14 protein-coding genes are annotated in these 16,480 nt (G+C 75.0%); 10 read left to right on the forward strand and 4 right to left on the reverse strand.

The annotated features are described in order from the left end of the window. Window positions 1-158: 158 nt before the first annotated feature. The 4 genes from AB0B41_RS38920 to AB0B41_RS38935 all read left to right on the forward strand — a co-directional run bounded on the left by AB0B41_RS38920 (window position 159) and on the right by AB0B41_RS38935 (window position 3,821). Complete coding sequence (locus AB0B41_RS38920) at window positions 159-869, forward strand: hypothetical protein (protein WP_358212048.1); 711 nt, start codon at window positions 159-161, stop codon at window positions 867-869. Window positions 870-894: 25 nt separating this feature from the next. Continuing rightward, the gene (gene coaE / locus AB0B41_RS38925; RefSeq protein WP_358212049.1) at window positions 895-2,094 is read left to right on the forward strand and encodes a dephospho-CoA kinase; all 1,200 of its coding nucleotides are present in this window, start codon (window positions 895-897) and stop codon (window positions 2,092-2,094) included. Window positions 2,095-2,256: 162 nt separating this feature from the next. After that, window positions 2,257-3,168: a sigma factor gene (locus tag AB0B41_RS38930; RefSeq protein WP_358212050.1), complete on the forward strand. Its 912-nt coding sequence runs from the start codon at window positions 2,257-2,259 to the stop codon at window positions 3,166-3,168. Next, complete coding sequence (locus AB0B41_RS38935) at window positions 3,165-3,821, forward strand: hypothetical protein (protein ID WP_358212051.1); 657 nt, start codon at window positions 3,165-3,167, stop codon at window positions 3,819-3,821. The genes AB0B41_RS38930 and AB0B41_RS38935 overlap by 4 nt, the downstream gene beginning before the upstream one ends. A 119-nt stretch (window positions 3,822-3,940) precedes the next feature. Here the strand turns inward: AB0B41_RS38935 and AB0B41_RS38940 are convergent, their stop codons facing one another. Next, window positions 3,941-4,480: a DUF402 domain-containing protein gene (locus AB0B41_RS38940; protein ID WP_358212060.1), complete on the reverse strand. Its 540-nt coding sequence runs from the start codon at window positions 4,478-4,480 to the stop codon at window positions 3,941-3,943. Between the two features lie 73 nt (window positions 4,481-4,553). Here AB0B41_RS38940 and uvrB point away from each other — a divergent pair, with 73 nt between their 5' ends. The 3 genes from uvrB (at window position 4,554) to AB0B41_RS38955 (ending at window position 8,426) form a co-directional block, all read left to right on the forward strand. Continuing rightward, window positions 4,554-6,749, forward strand: coding sequence for an excinuclease ABC subunit UvrB (uvrB, locus tag AB0B41_RS38945; RefSeq protein ID WP_358212052.1), 2,196 nt, complete (start codon window positions 4,554-4,556; stop codon window positions 6,747-6,749). Window positions 6,750-6,873: 124 nt separating this feature from the next. After that, window positions 6,874-8,094, forward strand: a complete 1,221-nt coding sequence (locus tag AB0B41_RS38950) for a glycosyltransferase 87 family protein (RefSeq protein WP_358212053.1) — start codon at window positions 6,874-6,876, stop codon at window positions 8,092-8,094. After that, entirely contained in the window at window positions 8,091-8,426 is a 336-nt protein-coding gene (locus AB0B41_RS38955) for an MmcQ/YjbR family DNA-binding protein (RefSeq protein WP_358212054.1), read from the forward strand. The genes AB0B41_RS38950 and AB0B41_RS38955 overlap by 4 nt, the downstream gene beginning before the upstream one ends. Here the strand turns inward: AB0B41_RS38955 and AB0B41_RS38960 are convergent. Further along, window positions 8,423-9,337, reverse strand: coding sequence for a LysR family transcriptional regulator (locus AB0B41_RS38960; protein ID WP_358212055.1), 915 nt, complete (start codon window positions 9,335-9,337; stop codon window positions 8,423-8,425). The genes AB0B41_RS38955 and AB0B41_RS38960 overlap by 4 nt on opposite strands. 71 nt (window positions 9,338-9,408) lie before the next feature. On the opposite strand from AB0B41_RS38960, the gene AB0B41_RS38965 reads away from it, so the two are divergent. Together AB0B41_RS38965 and AB0B41_RS38970 are read left to right on the forward strand one after the other, a co-directional pair. Beyond that, window positions 9,409-10,380, forward strand: coding sequence for an EamA family transporter (locus AB0B41_RS38965; RefSeq protein WP_358212056.1), 972 nt, complete (start codon window positions 9,409-9,411; stop codon window positions 10,378-10,380). A 119-nt stretch (window positions 10,381-10,499) separates the two neighbouring features. Then, complete coding sequence (locus AB0B41_RS38970) at window positions 10,500-11,825, forward strand: GAF domain-containing protein (RefSeq protein ID WP_358212057.1); 1,326 nt, start codon at window positions 10,500-10,502, stop codon at window positions 11,823-11,825. 2 nt (window positions 11,826-11,827) lie between these two features. Here the strand turns inward: AB0B41_RS38970 and AB0B41_RS38975 are convergent, their stop codons facing one another. After that, complete coding sequence (locus AB0B41_RS38975) at window positions 11,828-12,775, reverse strand: ABC transporter permease subunit (protein ID WP_358212058.1); 948 nt, start codon at window positions 12,773-12,775, stop codon at window positions 11,828-11,830. Beyond that, window positions 12,772-15,672: an alpha/beta fold hydrolase gene (locus tag AB0B41_RS38980; protein WP_358212061.1), complete on the reverse strand. Its 2,901-nt coding sequence runs from the start codon at window positions 15,670-15,672 to the stop codon at window positions 12,772-12,774. Before AB0B41_RS38980 ends, AB0B41_RS38975 begins: the two co-directional genes overlap by 4 nt. Window positions 15,673-16,297: 625 nt before the next feature. Between AB0B41_RS38980 and AB0B41_RS38985 the strand changes: the two genes are divergently transcribed. Next, on the forward strand, window positions 16,298-16,480 hold a 183-nt coding region (locus AB0B41_RS38985; protein WP_358212059.1), incomplete at its 3' end, for a hypothetical protein.

Consider the following 16,480-nt stretch of genomic DNA (forward strand, 5'->3'; position numbering starts at 1 on the left):
GCCCGGCACGCCGCCCCGCCCGGCGCCGCGCGCCGGGGCCCCTCCCCGCGTCCGGGGGTACTCCACCGGGTGTCGCGCGGATCACGATCGGGCTGCGTTCCGTGACGCCCCGGGCGCGCCACGTGTGTCGATCATGTAAGGGGATCTACGGTTGATCCATGCGGGTCGGGGGGCGTGTGATGGCGATGCTGGCCGTCGGGCTGGGTGTGCTGACCGCCTGTTCGACCGCGACCGGCGAGGAGTCGCTGCCCGTGCCGACCTTCACCGAGTCGGCGGCGGCGGGGTCGGGCGCCACCGCCACGAAGATCGCCCTTCCGGACGACTGCGGCTCCCTGCTCGCTCCGGACGATCTCGGCGCCCTCTTCGCCCGTCCCATCGGGTCCACCGCGCTGCGCACCATCCGCGGCGTCCCGGAGCCGTCGGTCGGCCGCACCGAGCGCGTCGGCTGCCGCTACTCCGCGAGCGGCCAGGGCGGCGGGAACACGTTGCTGGACATCAACATCGGGCGCTACGGCGATGCCGCGGCGGCGAAGCGGCAGTGGCAGCTCAACACCAACGCCGAGCGGTCGGACGGGCAGTCCCGGGACCTGTCGATCGGGGCCGCGCCCGCGGTCGCGGTCGAGCGGGGGACCGAAACCGTGCTCGCCGTCGTCTACGGCGTGGACACGCTGACCTTCGTGCTCCCGGCGGCCGCGCGAGCCCCGGGCGCCCCCGTCGACCGGCTCGTCGACCTCGCGCTGCGCGTGCTGCCCAAGGACGGCGCGACCCAACCGGCCCCACCGGAGACGAGCGCGCCGCCGGCGCCCGCGAGCGCGCCCTCGACCACCACGCCCCCGAAGGCGGTGTCGCCGGTGGCCGCCGCCCGGTGATCCACCCGCAGGTACGGTCGTCCCCGTGCTGGAGATCGGGCTGACGGGCGGTATCGGGGCGGGCAAGTCGACGGTCTCGCGGCGGCTGGTGGAGCTGGGGGCGGTCCTCGTCGACGCCGACCTCATCGCCCGCGAGGTCGTCGCGAAGGGGTCCGAGGGGCTCGCCCGGATCGCCGAGGCGTTCGGGCCCGAGGTCGTGGGGCCGAACGGCGAGATGGACCGGCCGAGGGTCGCCTCGATCGTCTTCGGCGACGACGCCCAGCTCGCCGTGCTCAACGGCATCACCCACCCCCTGATCGCCCGGCGGCAGGCCGAGCTGGTCGCCGCGGCCGGACCCGGCGCCGTCGTGGTGCACGACGCCGCGCTGCTGGTCGAGATGGGCAACGCGACCCGGTTCCCGCTGGTCGTGGTCGTGCACACGGACGCCGAGGTGCGCGTGCGCCGGCTCGTGGAGAGCCGCGGGATGACCGAGGAGGACGCGCGGGCCCGGATCGCGAAGCAGTCGTCGGACTCCGAGCGGCTGGCGGTCGCCGACGCGGTGCTGCACAACGACGGCTCCCAGGAGGAGCTGCGGGCCCGGGTCGACAGGCTCTGGCACGACCGCCTGGTGCCCCTCGAGGAGAACGTCCGGCTCGGGCGCGCGGTCCGCGGGGGAGCCCCGGTCCTGGTCGACCCGGAGCCGGGCTGGCAGGACCGGGGTGCGCGCCTGGCCGCGCGGGTCGCCCGGGCGGCGGGGGAGCACGGCCGGGGGGTGGAGCACATCGGATCGACCGCGGTGCCCGGGCTGCCCGCGAAGGACGTCACGGACCTGCAGCTCGCGGTCGCCTCGCTCGACGACGCCGACACCCTCGACGAGCCGCTGCGCGCGATCGGCCTGATCCGTATCCCCGGGATCACGCAGGACAACCCGAAGCCGGCCGACCCCGACCCGGAGCACTGGCGGAAGCGCTACTTCGCCGGCGCGGACCCGGCGCAGCGGGTGCACCTGCACGTGCGCCCGCACGGCTCGCCCGGCTGGCGCTACGCGCTGCTGTTCCGCGACTGGCTCCGGGCGGACGAGGCGGCGCGGGCGGAGTACCTGCAGGTCAAGCGGGCTGCCGCGGCCGAGTTCGCCGGCGACGCCGACGCCACCCGGTACGTCGAGCGCAAGGAGCCGTGGTTCGACGCCGCGTTGCCCCGGGCCGAGCAGTGGGCCGCGTCCACCGGTTGGGCGCCGCCGTACTAGGCTGATCGGGCGTATTCCGGGTCGGGGTTCGCTGTAACGGGGGACCGGGTCCGCGCGATACGCGGGCAGGACCGTGACGGCGGGTGACGCCCGCGGCGGGGAACGGTGGCCGGACCCGGCGGGGCCCGGCCGGGAGGCAGCCGGGCGACGAAGGGGCGGAGGGTGAGCGCACAGGTCGACCAGGAGCCCGCTCCGGCCGATCCGGAGGAGAGCGCGCCGGACGGCGTCGTCGCGGACGGTGCGACCCCGGAGGGCGCCACCCCGGACGACAGCACCTCGGACGGCAGCACCCCGGACAGCAGCACCCCGGGCGGCAGCACCCCGGGCGGCAGCACCCCGGACAGCGCCGCCGACGGCTCCGTCGTCGAGCGGGACCTCTCCGCGGAGTCGGTCGCGCCGAGCGGGCTGCGCGCGGACTTCGGCGCCCATCTCGAGGCGCACTACCCGCGGCTGGTCGGTCAGCTCTTCGCCATCACCCTCGACTCGGGCACCGCCCACGACCTCGTGCAGGACGCCTACTCCCGCGCCTGGCGCCGCTGGTCGGAGATCCGCGAGGGCGACGCCGAGGCGTGGGTGCGCCGGGTCGCGGTGCGGTCCTCGGCGAGCACCTGGCGGCGTCTCGCCGCGCGCCTGGGGCTGCGCGGTGCGCCGGTGCAGGAGCAGGCGGGCCTCGACCCGCGCACGGCGGCCGTGCTGCGCACCCTCGCCCGGGTCCCGGCCGACGAGCGGCGCACGGCGGTGCTGGTCTACATGGCCGGCATGGGCGTCCGCGAGGTCGCCGCGCTGGAGCGGGTGTCGCCGGGAACCGTGCAGGCGCGGCTCAACCGGGTGGGGAGCCTGATCGAGGAGGGCGTGGCCGGTCTGGCCGCGCTGGGGAGCGTCCCGCTCCTGCCTCCCGAGTCCGGCGAGCGGGCCGGGCACGTGGACTCGGCGACCGTGGTGGCCGTCCCGGAGGCGCCCGCGATGCGCGGGGACGGCGCCGACGCCGACGAGCGGTCCGGCGGGGACGCGAAGACGACCGAGAGCACGACCGAGAGCACGACCGAGGGCGCGGACCAGGAGGAGGCCCGGTGACCAACCCGGTGCAGTACGGCACGCGTCCGGAGGGACGCGGCGCGGACGAGCTCCGCAGGCTCGACGACGAGCTGGCCGCGGGCGTCTCGTTGCCCGCGATCGAGGACGTCATCCGGCGGGCCGGTGCGGCCAACCGTGCGAGCGGTGCCGCCGCGGCCGCGGTGCTGACCGTCGGTGCCCTCGGCGGGGTCACCGCGATCGGCACGGCCGCCGCCGAGCCCGCGCCCGTCGTCGTCGCACCCGTGGCGCAGGTGCCCACCACCACGCCGCCGCCGGTGACCACCACCGTGGCGCCGCCGCCGGTCGTCGCCCCGCCCGTCGCGGCCGCGGAGCCCGTCCCGACCACGACGAAGAAGCGCACGACGACCACGCGCGCCCGCACGACCACGCAGGAGCCGGTCGCGCCGGCGCCGGTCCCCGTGGAGCCGCCCCCGGTCGTCACGACCACGCCGAAGCCGACGACCACGACGCCGAAGCCGACCACCACGAAGCCGACGCCGACGGACGAGGGCGACCCGGACCCGACCACGCCGACCACCACCCGGACCTCGGCCTCACCGACCAGCACGACCACCACGACCACGCGGACCTCGACGCCGACCTCGACCACCACGGCGGAGCAGCAGGGCCTGCTGGCCGCGCTGATCGCCTGAGCGCGGCGCCCGCGGGGCGCCGGACAGGGCTGATCGCCTGAGCACCGCGCCCGCGGTGGCCCCGGGCAGGTCGGCCCGTGCCGACGATCTGAGCCCGCCGCCGGCGCCGTCGGGGGCGGTCAGCCCGCTGGCCGCACCTCCTCGCCCGGCCCCTGCCAGGTGAGGACCACGCCGTGCTCCGCGAGCCAGGCGTCCAGGTCGTGGCCGTGCGCCGCCAGCGCGGCCACGGTCGTGTGGCAGCGGTGCAGCGCCCACTCCGCCGTCGCGGTGTCGATCAGCCCGCCGGCCACGGCCTCGACGAACTCGTCGACGTCGAGCACCTCGGTCCAGAGGCCCCGCTTGACCACGAGGTCGAGGTAGAGGTCGGTGGTCCGCCACGTGCCCTCGCCCGGCTCGATGCGGGCGACGTCGAGGTAGAAGTCCTGCTCGCGCTCGTGCCCGGGGTTCCACTGCCAGTCGGTGACCACGAGCCCGAGGTCGGGCAGCAGCCACGACTCGATCCACCACGCGGACGCCCGGCCCACCACCGGCCGGCTCATGTAGAGCCCGAACGGAGTGCGGCGGTACTCCGCCACCTCCCGCCGGACGCCCTTGGTGTCGAGGTTGACGCGGGCGGGCACGTCGAAGGTCTGGATCTTCGGCGGGTGCACGCGGCCGATCCTGCCCGACGAACGGTCCGCGCGGGGGGTTCGGCGGCAGGAAACTGTCGGGGGTCGCTCGTACCCTGGGATCGTGGCATTCGCGACAGAGGTTCCCGGCAGCGCACGCGAGGGCGGCGAGGCGGAGGTCCCGCTCGCGCATTCGGAGTACCGCCCCGTGGGCGAGATCGAGCGCACCGGCGGGCACTTCGAGGTCGTCAGCGAGTACGAGCCCGCGGGCGACCAGCCGGCGGCGATCGAGGAGCTGGAGAAGCGGCTCAAGCGCGGCGAGCAGGACGTGGTGCTGCTCGGCGCCACCGGTACCGGCAAGTCGGCCACCACCGCGTGGCTGATCGAGCGGGTGCAGCGGCCCACCCTGGTGATGGCCCCGAACAAGACGCTCGCTGCGCAGCTGGCCAACGAGCTGCGGGAGATGCTCCCGAACAACGCGGTCGAGTACTTCGTCTCGTACTACGACTACTACCAGCCCGAGGCGTACATCGCGCAGACGGACACGTACATCGAGAAGGACTCCTCGATCAACGACGACGTGGAGCGCCTGCGGCACTCCGCCACGCAGAACCTGTTGTCGCGCAGGGACGTCGTGGTCGTCGCGTCGGTGTCCTGCATCTACGGCCTGGGCACGCCGCAGTCGTACCTCGACCGCTCCGTGAAGCTCGACGTCGGCGGCGAGATCGACCGGGACGCGTTCCTGCGCCTGCTGGTCGACGTGCAGTACACGCGCAACGACCTGAGCTTCGCCCGCGGCACCTTCCGGGTGCGCGGCGACACCGTGGAGATCATCCCGGCGTACGAGGAGCTCGCGATCCGGATCGAGTTCTTCGGCGACGAGATCGAGGCGCTCTACTACCTGCACCCGCTGACCGGGGACGTGGTGAAGCAGGTCGACACCGTGCGGATCTTCCCGGCCACGCACTACGTCGCGGGTCCGGAGTGGATGGAGCGCGCGGTCCGGGACATCGAGAAGGAGCTGGAGGAGCGGCTCGCCGAGCTGGAGAACCAGGGCAAGCTGCTCGAGGCCCAGCGGCTGCGCATGCGCACCCAGTACGACCTGGAGATGATCCGGCAGGTCGGGTTCTGCTCCGGCATCGAGAACTACTCGCGGCACATCGACGGCCGCGGCCCGGGCACCGCGCCGGCCACCCTCATCGACTACTTCCCGGACGACTTCCTGCTGGTCATCGACGAGTCGCACGTCACCGTGCCGCAGATCGGCGGCATGTACGAGGGCGACATGTCCCGCAAGCGGAACCTGGTGGAGTTCGGCTTCCGGCTGCCGTCGGCGGTCGACAACCGCCCGCTGACCTGGGAGGAGTTCGCCGACCGGATCGGCCAGACGGTCTACCTGTCCGCCACCCCGGGCCCGTACGAGCTGTCGCGCACCGGCGGCGAGTTCGTCGAGCAGGTCATCCGCCCGACGGGCCTGGTCGACCCGGAGATCGTCGTGAAGCCCACCAAGGGCCAGATCGACGACCTGGTGGGCGAGATCCGCGAGCGCGCCGAGCGGGACGAGCGGGTCCTGGTCACCACGCTGACCAAGAAGATGGCCGAGGACCTCACCGACTACCTGCTCGAGCTGGGCATCCGGGTCCGGTACCTGCACTCCGAGGTCGACACCCTGCGCCGGGTCGAGCTGCTCCGGCAGCTGCGGCTCGGGGAGTACGACGTGCTGGTCGGCATCAACCTGCTCCGCGAGGGCCTCGACCTGCCCGAGGTGTCGCTCGTCGCGATCCTCGACGCGGACAAGGAGGGCTTCCTCCGGTCCGGCACCTCGCTGATCCAGACGATCGGCCGCGCGGCGCGCAACGTGTCCGGCCAGGTGCACATGTACGCCGACACGGTCACCGAGTCGATGCAGCACGCCATCGACGAGACGGAGCGCCGCCGGGCCAAGCAGATCGCCTACAACACGGAGAAGGGGATCGACCCGCAGCCGCTGCGGAAGAAGATCGCCGACATCCTCGACCAGGTCTACCGCGAGGCGGAGGACTCGGAGGTGCCGGTCGGCGGCTCGGGGCGCAACGCCTCCCGGGGCAAGCGGGCCGCGGGCGAGCCGGGCCGCGCGTCCGGGGGCAGCTCGGGGATCGTGGCGGGCCGCGACACCACGGCGATGCCGCGGGCGGAGCTGGCCGACCTCATCCAGCAGATGAACGACCAGATGCTCGCGGCGGCCCGCGACCTGCAGTTCGAGCTGGCCGCCCGGCTGCGGGACGAGATCCAGGACCTGAAGAAGGAGCTGCGGGGGATGGACGCGGCGGGGATCAGCTGAGCCCCGGCGCGGTGCCGCCGTGGCTCGGCGCGGTGCCGCGGCGGCCGCACTGCGGCGCGTTGCCGCGTGGATCCGGCGCGTTGCTACGGTGGGCGCCGTTTCGACGCACGAGCCGGAGGACCGCGTGACCCTCTCCAGCACCCGACCGGGCGCCGCCGAGATGGTCCGGCGGGTCCGGCTCCGAGTGCTGTCTCGGCGCTCGTTCGTGATCAGCCTGCCGCTGCTGGCGATCTCGGTCGCGGCCCTGCTGCTGCACACGCACGGCTACCACATCGACCTCGAGGTCTACCGGCTCGGCGTCGACACCTGGCTGCAGGGCGGGGACATGTACGGCCCGCTGCCGCCCACGATCTCCGGGCTGGCGCTGCCGTTCATCTACCCGGTCTTCGCGGCGATGGTGCTCACCCCGCTGGCGCTGCTGCCGTGGACGGCGGCGTGGGTGCTGCTGTTCGTGCTCTCGCTGGCCTCGCTCGCGGTCACGCTGTACGTCGCGGCGCTGAGGGCCTGGCCCGCGGGCGGCCGCAGCGGAGCCGTGTCGGTGGCGTTCCTGGCGCTGCCGGCGCTGCTGTGGATCGAGCCGGTGCTGCAGACCTTCGAGTTCGGCCAGGTCAACATCATCCTGATGGCCCTGGTGGCGGTCGACTGCCTGGCCCCGCGCACCCCTTGGCCCCGGGGCCTGCTCGTGGGGCTGGCCGCGGCGATCAAGCTGACGCCCGCGGCGTTCGTGCTGTTCTTCCTGCTGCGCCGTGACTTCCGGGCGGCCGTGGTCACCGTGGTCACCGCCGCCGTCGCGACCGCGGTGGGCTTCCTGGTCGATGCCCACGCGTCGGCCGCCTACTGGTTCGGCGGCCCGGCGGCCGGCGTCAGCGGCTCGGTGTTCTACACCAACGAGACCGTCCAGGCGGTCGTCGCGCGCTGGGGTGTCGAGGGCCCGCTGCTGACCGGCATCTGGGTCGTCGTCTCGCTGGTGCTCCTGGTCCTGCTCGTCCCGACGGTCCGGCGCGCCGACCCGGCGATCGCGATGTCCGCCATGGCCGCGTTCATGCTGCTGGTCTCGCCGACCTCGTGGTCGCACCACTGGGTGTGGATCGCGCCGGCCGTCGTCGCCGTGGGGGCCCATGCCGTGCGGACCCGGCGACCCGGCTGGATCGCCGTCGAGCTGGTGCTCCTGGTCACCTTCTTCCTCGCCCCCTTCCGCTGGCTGCCGGGAAACAACCAGGTCGAGCTGGGCTGGAACGCTGGTCAGCAGCTCGTCGGGGCGACCTACGTGATCGTTGCGATCGCGATGCTGGCCGTGGCCTGGCGGTACTACGTGCGCCGCCCGGCGGAGATCGGCCCCGCGTGAACCACGACGAGATCACCGCCTACGCCCTCGACAAGCCCGGTGCGGTGGCCGACGAGCCGTGGGAGGGCGATCTCGTGGCCAAGGTCGGCGGCAAGATCTTCGCGTTCCTGGGCGGCGAGGGCGTCGGGCTGAAGTGCGGGCGGGACGCGGACGAGGCGGCCGAGCTGCGCGACCGCTACCCGGACACGGTCGCGGCGTCGCCGTACATCGGGCGCTTCGGCTGGAACGTCGTCGCGCTCGACGGCACGGTGCCGGCCGACGAGCTCCGCGAGCTGGTCGACGAGTCGTACGACGCGATCGTCGCGAAGCTGCCGAAGAGCAAGCGCCCCTAGGACCTCCGCACGCCCGTGGTCTCGGCGATGGTGGCGTGCAGGGCGTCCACCACGGTTCGCACGGCGGGGCGTTCGGCCACGCTCTCCCGCATCACCACCTCCACCAGCCGGGCCGCGCGCACGCCGGCGAGGGGGCGGCGCAGGAAGCGCCGGCCGCCCCGGTCGTCGGTCGACCAGCGGGGGAGCAGGGCGACCCCGACCCCCGCCGCCACGAGCTCCTCGGTCACGGCGAAGTCGTTGATCCGCTGGACGACCCGGGGCCGGGTGCCGGTGCGGGTGGTGAGCGAGCGCAGCACGTCGTCGACCGGCCAGCCGACGTTCACGCTGATCCACGGCTCGCCGGCGAGCTGGTCGAGCCGGAGCCGGCGGTGCCGGCCGAGCGGGTGCCCGGGCGGCAGGACGACGTCGAGGGGCTCCCGGACCAGGGGCACGACACGGTGCCGGGCGCTCGCGAGCGGGTCGGCGTGCTCGTCCCGGTGCGCGACGACGAGATCGTGGTCCGCGGCCAGGACGGGGACCTCGGGCGGGGTCATGTCCAGGTCGCGGACCTGCAGGTCGATGCCGGTGCCCGCGACCCGGCGCAGCAGCCCGGCCAGCATCATCCGCGCCCCCGAAGGGAACATCGCCATCCGGACTACGCCGTGGGGCGTGGTCCGCAGCGCCTGCACCGCCGCCTCGGCCCGAGCGAGTGCGGCGAGGACGTGCTCGGCCTCGGCGACCAGCGCCAGCCCGGCCGCGGTGAGCCGCAGGCCCCGGCCCGCGGGCTCGGTCAGCGGGACGCCGACCTCCTCGGCCAGCGCCTTGAGCTGCTGCGAGATGGCCGACGGGGTGTACCGCAGGGCCTGCGCGACCGCCGTGACCGAGCCCCGGTCGGCGAGCTCGCGGAGGATCCGCAAGCGCTGCACGTCCATGAAGCCACGCTACAAGGTCTCTTCAGAAGATGACGCTGGTCCTTCAGGTTCCGGCGGCGCACCCTCGGACCGTGACCGCACGACACCGCCTGCTCGCCGTTCTCGTCGCCGCCCTGTGGGGCGGGAACTTCCTGGCCATCCACGTCGGTCTCGACCACTTCCCGCCGCTCTTCCTCGCGGGCCTGCGGATGCTGGTCATCGCGGTCCCGGCGCTGCTGTTCGTGCCGCGGCCGCAGGTGCCGCTGAAGTGGCTGCTCGGCTACGGGCTCGGGTTCGGCACGGTCCAGTTCCTCTTCCTGTTCGTGGCGATGGACGTCGGGATGCCGACCGGGCTCGCCTCGCTGGTGCTGCAGGCCTCGGCCCCGTTCACGGTGCTGCTCGGCGCGCTGCTCCTGCGCGAGCGGCTCACGGCGCGGCAGGCCGTCGGGATCGGGCTGGCGGTGCTGGGTCTGGCGGCGATCGCGGTCTCGCGGGCCCAGTCGGCGGCCCTGGTCCCGGTCCTGCTGACGCTGTGCGGGGCGCTGGGCTGGGCGTTCGGCAACCTCTGCAGCCGGCTCGCGGCGCCGCCGAAGCCGATGCACCTCACTCTGTGGATGTGCGTCATCCCGCCGATCCCGCTGTTCACCGCGTCGATGCTGACCGAGGGACCGGGCGCGGGCTGGTCGGCGCTGGGCGCGGCCTTCTCGGTCGACGGCCTGCCCGGGCTCGCCGCCGTCGTCTACCTGTCCCTGATGGCGACGGTCGTGGGCTCCGGGATCTGGACCTGGCTGATGCGGCGGTACCCGGCGGGCGTCGTCGCGCCGTACTCGCTGCTGGTGCCGGTGGTCGGGATCGCGCTCGCCGCCGCGGTGCTGGGGGAGCGGCCGAGCGTGACGGAGCTGGTCTCCGCCGTCGTCATCGTGGGCGGGGTGCTGCTGGGCACGCCGCGGCCCGCCCGGACCACGTCCGCGGAGGTGGTCGGCACCGACGGCACCGACGGCACCGACGGCACCGACGGCACCGAGGAGGAGCCGGTCGTCGGCGATCGGCGCACGGCTGCCTGACCTGTCGGACGGCACGCTCCGCGCCGCCCTCGGGCTATGGTGAGCGACACGTCCCGTCGCCGTGACGCGTCGCGCCGCGGCCGCACACCGGAGCCGTGCCGGGGCGGGGCGGAGGTGACGTGGCGGGCGCGCGGATCAACAGGGACAGCGACACGGGCGACGGGGCACCGGGCGGACGCGGTGTGTGCGCGGTGCGCCCGGGCACGGACGTCGGGCGGCATGCGAAGGTCCTCGCCCACCTGCACGACGCCGTCCTGGCCGGGGCGAGCCCGTCGCCCGAGATCCGGTCCCTGGTCGCCCGGTCCTGGCAGCGCGTGCGCGCCCAGGGCGTCGATCCCGAGCACGGCGAGCCGGCGGGCCCGCTCGCGGCCGACCAGGTCGAGCGGCGGCGGGCCGGCTCCCCGCTGCAGCGCGTCCTGCCCGAGCTGCGCGCGGCGCTGACCTCGGTCGCGGAGGACGCCCGGCACGTCATGGTCGTGACGGACGCGGACGGGATCCTGCTGTGGCGGGAGGGCTCGAACCGGGTCCGCCACCGGGCGGACGCGCTGGGCTTCACCGAGGGCGCGGACTGGTCCGAGGCGTCGGTCGGCACCAACGCGATCGGGACCGCGCTGGCCGAGGGCGCGCCCGTCCAGCTCTTCGCGGCCGAGCACTTCGTGCGGTCGCACCACGTCTGGACCTGCACCGCCTGCCCCGTGCACGACCCGCGGACCGGCGAGCTGCTCGGCGTGGTCGACGTCAGCGGGCCCGCCGAGACGATCCACCCGACGACCGTCGCACTGGTCGGGACCGCGGTGAAGCTGGCCGAGGCGAGCCTGTGGCGCCAGCACGAGGTCCGGCTGGACGCGCTGCGCGGCGTCGCGGCCCCGCTGCTGTCCGCGGTGCCCGGCGCCGGGCTGGTGGTCGACGACCACGGCTGGGTCGCCGCCGTCACCGGGATGCCGAGCATCGAGCGGGTCGCCGCGCCGCGCGCCGACCGGCCGCTGGCCGTGCACGGGGTCGGGCTGTGCCTCCCCGAGCCGGTGCCCGGCGGATGGCTCCTGCGGTCGGCCGACGCCGGCTCGGCGACGTCGGGCGGGCTGAGCCTGACCCTGGACCTCGCCGCGGGCCGGCCGCGTGCGGTCGTCGACGGCTCGGCCCGGTGGGTCCACCCGCTGTCCACCCGGCACGCCGAGCTGCTGGTGCTGCTGGCCCGGGCCGGGGTCAGGGGGCTCGACGCCGGGGCCCTGTCCGCCGCCCTCTACGGCGACCGCGACCACCTGGTCACGGTCCGCGCCGAGATGAGCAGGCTGCGCCGCGGGCTGGGCGGGCTGCTGCTCGCCCGGCCCTACCGGATCGCCGACGAGGTCGAGGTGCACGTCCCGTCCCTCGCCGGGACGGTGCTCGCAGGGTCGACCGCGCCGGGCATCCGCGCGTTGCTGGAGGCGGACGCCCGGGCGGTCTGACGTCAGCTGGTGACGTCCTTGCGGTGGAACCGCCAGGCCGCCAGCGCGAACAGCACCGCGGCCCAGGTGATGCTGCCGAAGGCGCCCCGGGTCATGTCGCCCCAGTCGATCCGGCTCGCGAGGAGGTCGGACCACGCGTTGGCGTAGTGCGTCGGCAGGTAGTTCCGCAGATCCTCGAGCGCGGTGATCTGGTCGAGGATCTGCGAGACGATCGACGTCATCACGGCGCCGCCGACGGCCCCGAGCGGGGCGTCGGTGCTCACCGAGAGCAGGAGCGCCAGGCCGGCGACCCAGAGCAGGTTCACCGCCACGTAGATCCCGCCGAGCAGCGCGCGTCCGGCCGCGGCCCAGTAGCCCAGCGACTCGCCGGTGGGGCTGACGAGGTCGCCGGTGCCGTAGGCGAGCGTGCCGACCACGAGCGCCACCACCGGGAGCAGCAGCAGCGCCGTGAAGGACAGCAGCCCGGCCACGATCGCCTTCTGCCGCAACAGGCGCGCGCGGGGCACCGGTGCGGCGAGCAGGTACCGCAGCGACGACCACGACGCCTCCGACGCCACCGTGTCGCCGAAGAACAGCGCGACCACCACGACCAGCAGGAACCCGCCCGTGGCGAAGAGGGCGAACACGGCGAAGTTGGTGCCGCTGCCCTTGGCCAGGTCGACCAGGTTGACCGAGGTGCCCGGGCCCTCGTCGCTCGTCAGCGAGAAGGCGATCCAGAGGATCACCGGCAGCAGCGCGACCAGCGCGAACGTCACCTGCGTGCGGCGCCGCTTGAGCTGGCGGACCAGCTCGACCCGCAGCGGGAGCGTCCGGCCCGCCCGGTACGACGTCGCGGGCGAGCCCTCCGCCGCCAGCAGGCCGACGTGCCCCTTCCGCGTCGACGGGTCGGCGTACTTCGCGTCCCGGTGCAGCCAGTCGACCCGCGACTCGTGCTCGCTCGGCTGCGTCATGGTGCCGTGTCCTCTCCCACGAGCTGGAGGAACGCGTCCTCCAGGCGGCGGCGCGGGCCGGCGGACTCCACCGAGATCCCGGCCGCGACCAGGGCCTGCACCGCGGACGCGCGCGGGGTGCCGTTGAGCTCCGCGTGCACCAGGCGACCCTCGGCCGCGACGTCGCGCACACCGTCGAGCGCCGCGAGGACCTCGATCGCGCGGTCCGGCGCGTCGACGCCGAAGCTGGCCGCTCCGCCGCCGGCGATGATGTCGTCGACCGTGCCGTCCGCGACGACCCGGCCGTGGTGCATGACGACGACGTGCGTGCACGTCTGCTCGACCTCCGCCAGCAGGTGGCTGGAGACGAGCACGGTCCGGCCGCCCTCGGCGTAGCGCCGCAGCAGCTCCCGCATCGCGTGGATCTGGGGCGGGTCGAGCCCGTTGGTCGGTTCGTCGAGCACGAGCAGCTCCGGCAGGCCGAGCATGGCCTGGGCGATCGCGAGGCGTTGCCGCATGCCCTGCGAGTAGGTGCCGACGCGGCGGTGCACCGACTCGCCGAGCCCCGCGACCTCCAGCGCCTCCTCGAGGTGCGCCTCCTCGGTGGGCCGGCCGGTGGCGGCCCAGTAGAGCCGCAGGTTGTCGGCTCCGGAGAGATGCGGCAGGAAGCCGGGGCCCTCGACGAACGCGCCGATCCGGGCCAGCACCGGAGCGCCGGGCCCGACGGGCTCCCCGAACGCCCGGATCGACCCGGACGTCGGCGAGATCAGGCCCATCAGCATGCGCAGCACGGTCGTCTTGCCGGCGCCGTTCGGGCCGAGCAGCCCCAGCACCATGCCGGGCTGCACGGTGAACGACACCTCCTTCACCGCGCTGAACCCGCCCTTGTAGGTCTTGGCGAGCCCGCTTATCTCCAGTGGCGGGGCGTCGGCGGCCCCGGCGGGCGGGACCTCGCGGCGGCGGCGCAGCGCCTTCGCGACCAGCCAGCCCACCAGGGACAGCAGCAGGACGACGCCGATCCCGACCAGCGGCCAGACCGGCACCGTGCTGGTCGTGACGGCCCGGCCGGGCACCACCGGCACCGCGAGCGTGGCGCCCTCGGCCAGCCCGATCCGCCAGACCGCCGGCTCGCCGGGCGAGGCGAAGCCCTGGTCGGTGGTGCTGATCGAGACCACGAGGCGGTTGCCGACCTCGACGGGTGCCACCACGCCGGGCAGCGTGATCGACACCCGGGCAGGGCTGCCGTCGGCGGGGACGGCCACGCGGACCGGCGCGACGGCGTTGCCCAGCAGCTGGCGCAGCCCGTCCTGGCCGACCTCGTAGGTCTTGGCGAACAGGACGGCCTCGTCGGCGGCCGGCTGGCCGGGCATCCGCGAGACGGTGACGTCGAGGCGCGGCGCGCCCGCGACGTCCGTCTGCGCGGTGAGCGCCGGCCCGGTGAAGAGCGCGGACTGGCCGGGCAGGTCGGCGGTGAACGCCGAGAGCCGGCTGCCCAGCGACCCGAGCGCGCCGCCGAGGCCGGGCAGCGACGTGATCGCCGCCGGGTTCCCGCCGGCCGGGTTGGCGACGACCTGCGGCTGGCCCGTGAGCGGCAGGGTCTGCGTGGTGACGGGCGCGGCGCCGGACAGGCCGGGGTAGGCGTCGGCGACGACCGTCCGGCTCGTGGTGGTGGTCCGGCCGGCGCGGATGCCGCTCTCCACCTCGTAGGAGAAGGAGGTGCCGGGATCCTCGCCGGTGCCGCGCAGGTGGAAGTCGAACCACTCGCCGATCTGGTCGCGGACCGGCTGGCCGGGGGAGCCGCCGTCGTGCCCGCCCGCGTACCAGGCCAGCTTCACGGGGGTGCCGTGTGCGGCGATCTGGCGGGCGTTGGCGTCGGCCTGGTCGAGACCGAAGAGGGTGTCCTGCTCGCCCTGCACGATCAGCGTCGGCGCGGTGATGCGGTCGGTCACCGACACCGGGGAGGAGCGACGCAGCAGCGCTTCGGTGGCGGGGGAGAGGCGGCCGGTGGTGGCGGCCTCGGTGTAGGCGGCGCAGACCTCGGCGGTGAAACGGCCGCAGGTCACCGGCGGGGCGGCGGGCGGGACGGCCGAGGCGGGCAGGCCGCCGCCGGTGCGGGCGCCGAGGGCGGAGGCGAGGTCGTTCGTGCTGGTGGTGGCGCTCTCGCCGCTGCTGCCGTTCGTGTCGCCGTCGGTGTCGCTGCCGGCCGCCGAGCTGCCGTCGCCGCCGGTGGTGTCGCTGCTGGTGGTGTCGCTGCGGGTGGTGCCGCCGTTCGTGTCGCCGGCGCCGCGGGGGGCGGTGCCGTTCGTTGCGCCGGTGCTGTCGTCGGTGGCGCCCGTGGCGCCCGTGGCGCCCTCCGCCCCGCCGGTGCCGCTCGAGCCGGAGGAGAAGAACACCCCGGCCCAACCACGCTTGAACACGCCGTCGGCGCCGAAGGTGCCGCGTGCGGGGGTGTCCTCCGGCAGGTCGGTGGGGCCGCCGGCGTTGGGGAAGAGGGCCTGGGACAGGTCGTTCCACGTGATGACGGGGGCGAGGGCGTCGACGCGCCGGTCGTACCCGGCCAGGAGCAGGGACAACGCTCCGCCGTAGGACCCGCCGGTCACGCCGACCCGTGGGTCGCCCGGCCCGTCCTGCTGCACCTCGGGGCGCCCGCCGAGCCAGTCGACCAGCTGCTCGGCGTCGGCCACCTCGTGGTCGGGGGAGTCGAGCGCGATCTGCCCGCCGCTGGCGCCGAACCCGCGCGCCGACCAGGTCAGCACCACGTACCCGCGGTCGGCGAGCTGGCGGGCGTCGGTGTCGACGGACCGCTTGCTCCCGCCGAACCCGTGCGCGACGAGCACCGCGGGCGCCGGTGTGCTCTCCGGCAGGTAGAGCGTGGTGTCGAGGGAGACGGTGCCGGGGACGCCCGGCCCGCCACGCACGTCGATGCGCTGGTCGCTCGTCCGGATGTCCGCGGAGGTGGGCGCGGGGGTCGGGGTGGACCCGACGGTCGTGTTCGTACTGGTCGTGGCCGCGGCGGTGCCGGGCGTGAGGACGAGCAGCGCGATCGTCGCGACCGCGGCGGTGCCGAGGACGGAGGCGCGACGACCGCGCCGCGACACGTCGAGGACCGGGCGTCCCCGGGGGCGCTCGGATCTTGCCGCGGCTCGGCGCACGGCGGCACGCGCGCCGGCGGCGCGGAACAGGCGGGGCACCCCGGAACCGTATCCGCGTGGAGCGCTCCACCGCGCACGACGCCTCAGGCCGCTCTCAGAGACCCTGTGAGTGGCGACCATCGCCACTCACGAGGGCGGTCGGACCCGGGCGTCCCGACGCCGCGCCTGGCTCCGGCTGGCGACGGCTGCACCACGACCGCACCGCGACCGCACCGCGACCGCACCGCGACCGCACCGCGACCGCACCGCGACCGCGCCGCGACCGCACCGCGACCGCGCCGGGAAGCCCCCCCGCCCCGTACCCCGACCGACGGTCACCCGGTCGTCGACCTTTCCCGACGCGCCGAAGGGCTTGACCACCCTGGACCGATCACCGGGTGACAGTCGGGGCGTGCCCGTGAACCCGGAGGGTGAGACGCCCGATCTCGGCATCCCGCGCCGGCTGGCCCGCGACATGACGGTCGCGGACCAGCACGAGTGGATCCGCGCCGAGCTCCGGCGGCGGCCGGTCACGCGGCGGGCGGCGCTGCGCGGGGGGATGGGGGCGCTGGCCACCGCGAGCCCGGCCAGCGCC

This window comes from Pseudonocardia sp. NPDC049154 (genome assembly GCF_040648315.1).
In the GTDB taxonomy this organism is placed as follows: domain Bacteria; phylum Actinomycetota; class Actinomycetes; order Mycobacteriales; family Pseudonocardiaceae; genus Pseudonocardia.

Bases quoted from the DNA above. Each gene is read 5' to 3' on its own strand.
- AB0B41_RS38960 (WP_358212055.1), bottom strand. From the start codon at position 9,337: ATGGACGTGCAGCGCTTGCGGATCCTCCGCGAGCTCGCCGACCGGGGC.
- AB0B41_RS38920 (WP_358212048.1), top strand. From the start codon at position 159: ATGCGGGTCGGGGGGCGTGTGATGGCGATGCTGGCCGTCGGGCTGGGT.
- AB0B41_RS38975 (WP_358212058.1), bottom strand. From the start codon at position 12,775: ATGACGCAGCCGAGCGAGCACGAGTCGCGGGTCGACTGGCTGCACCGG.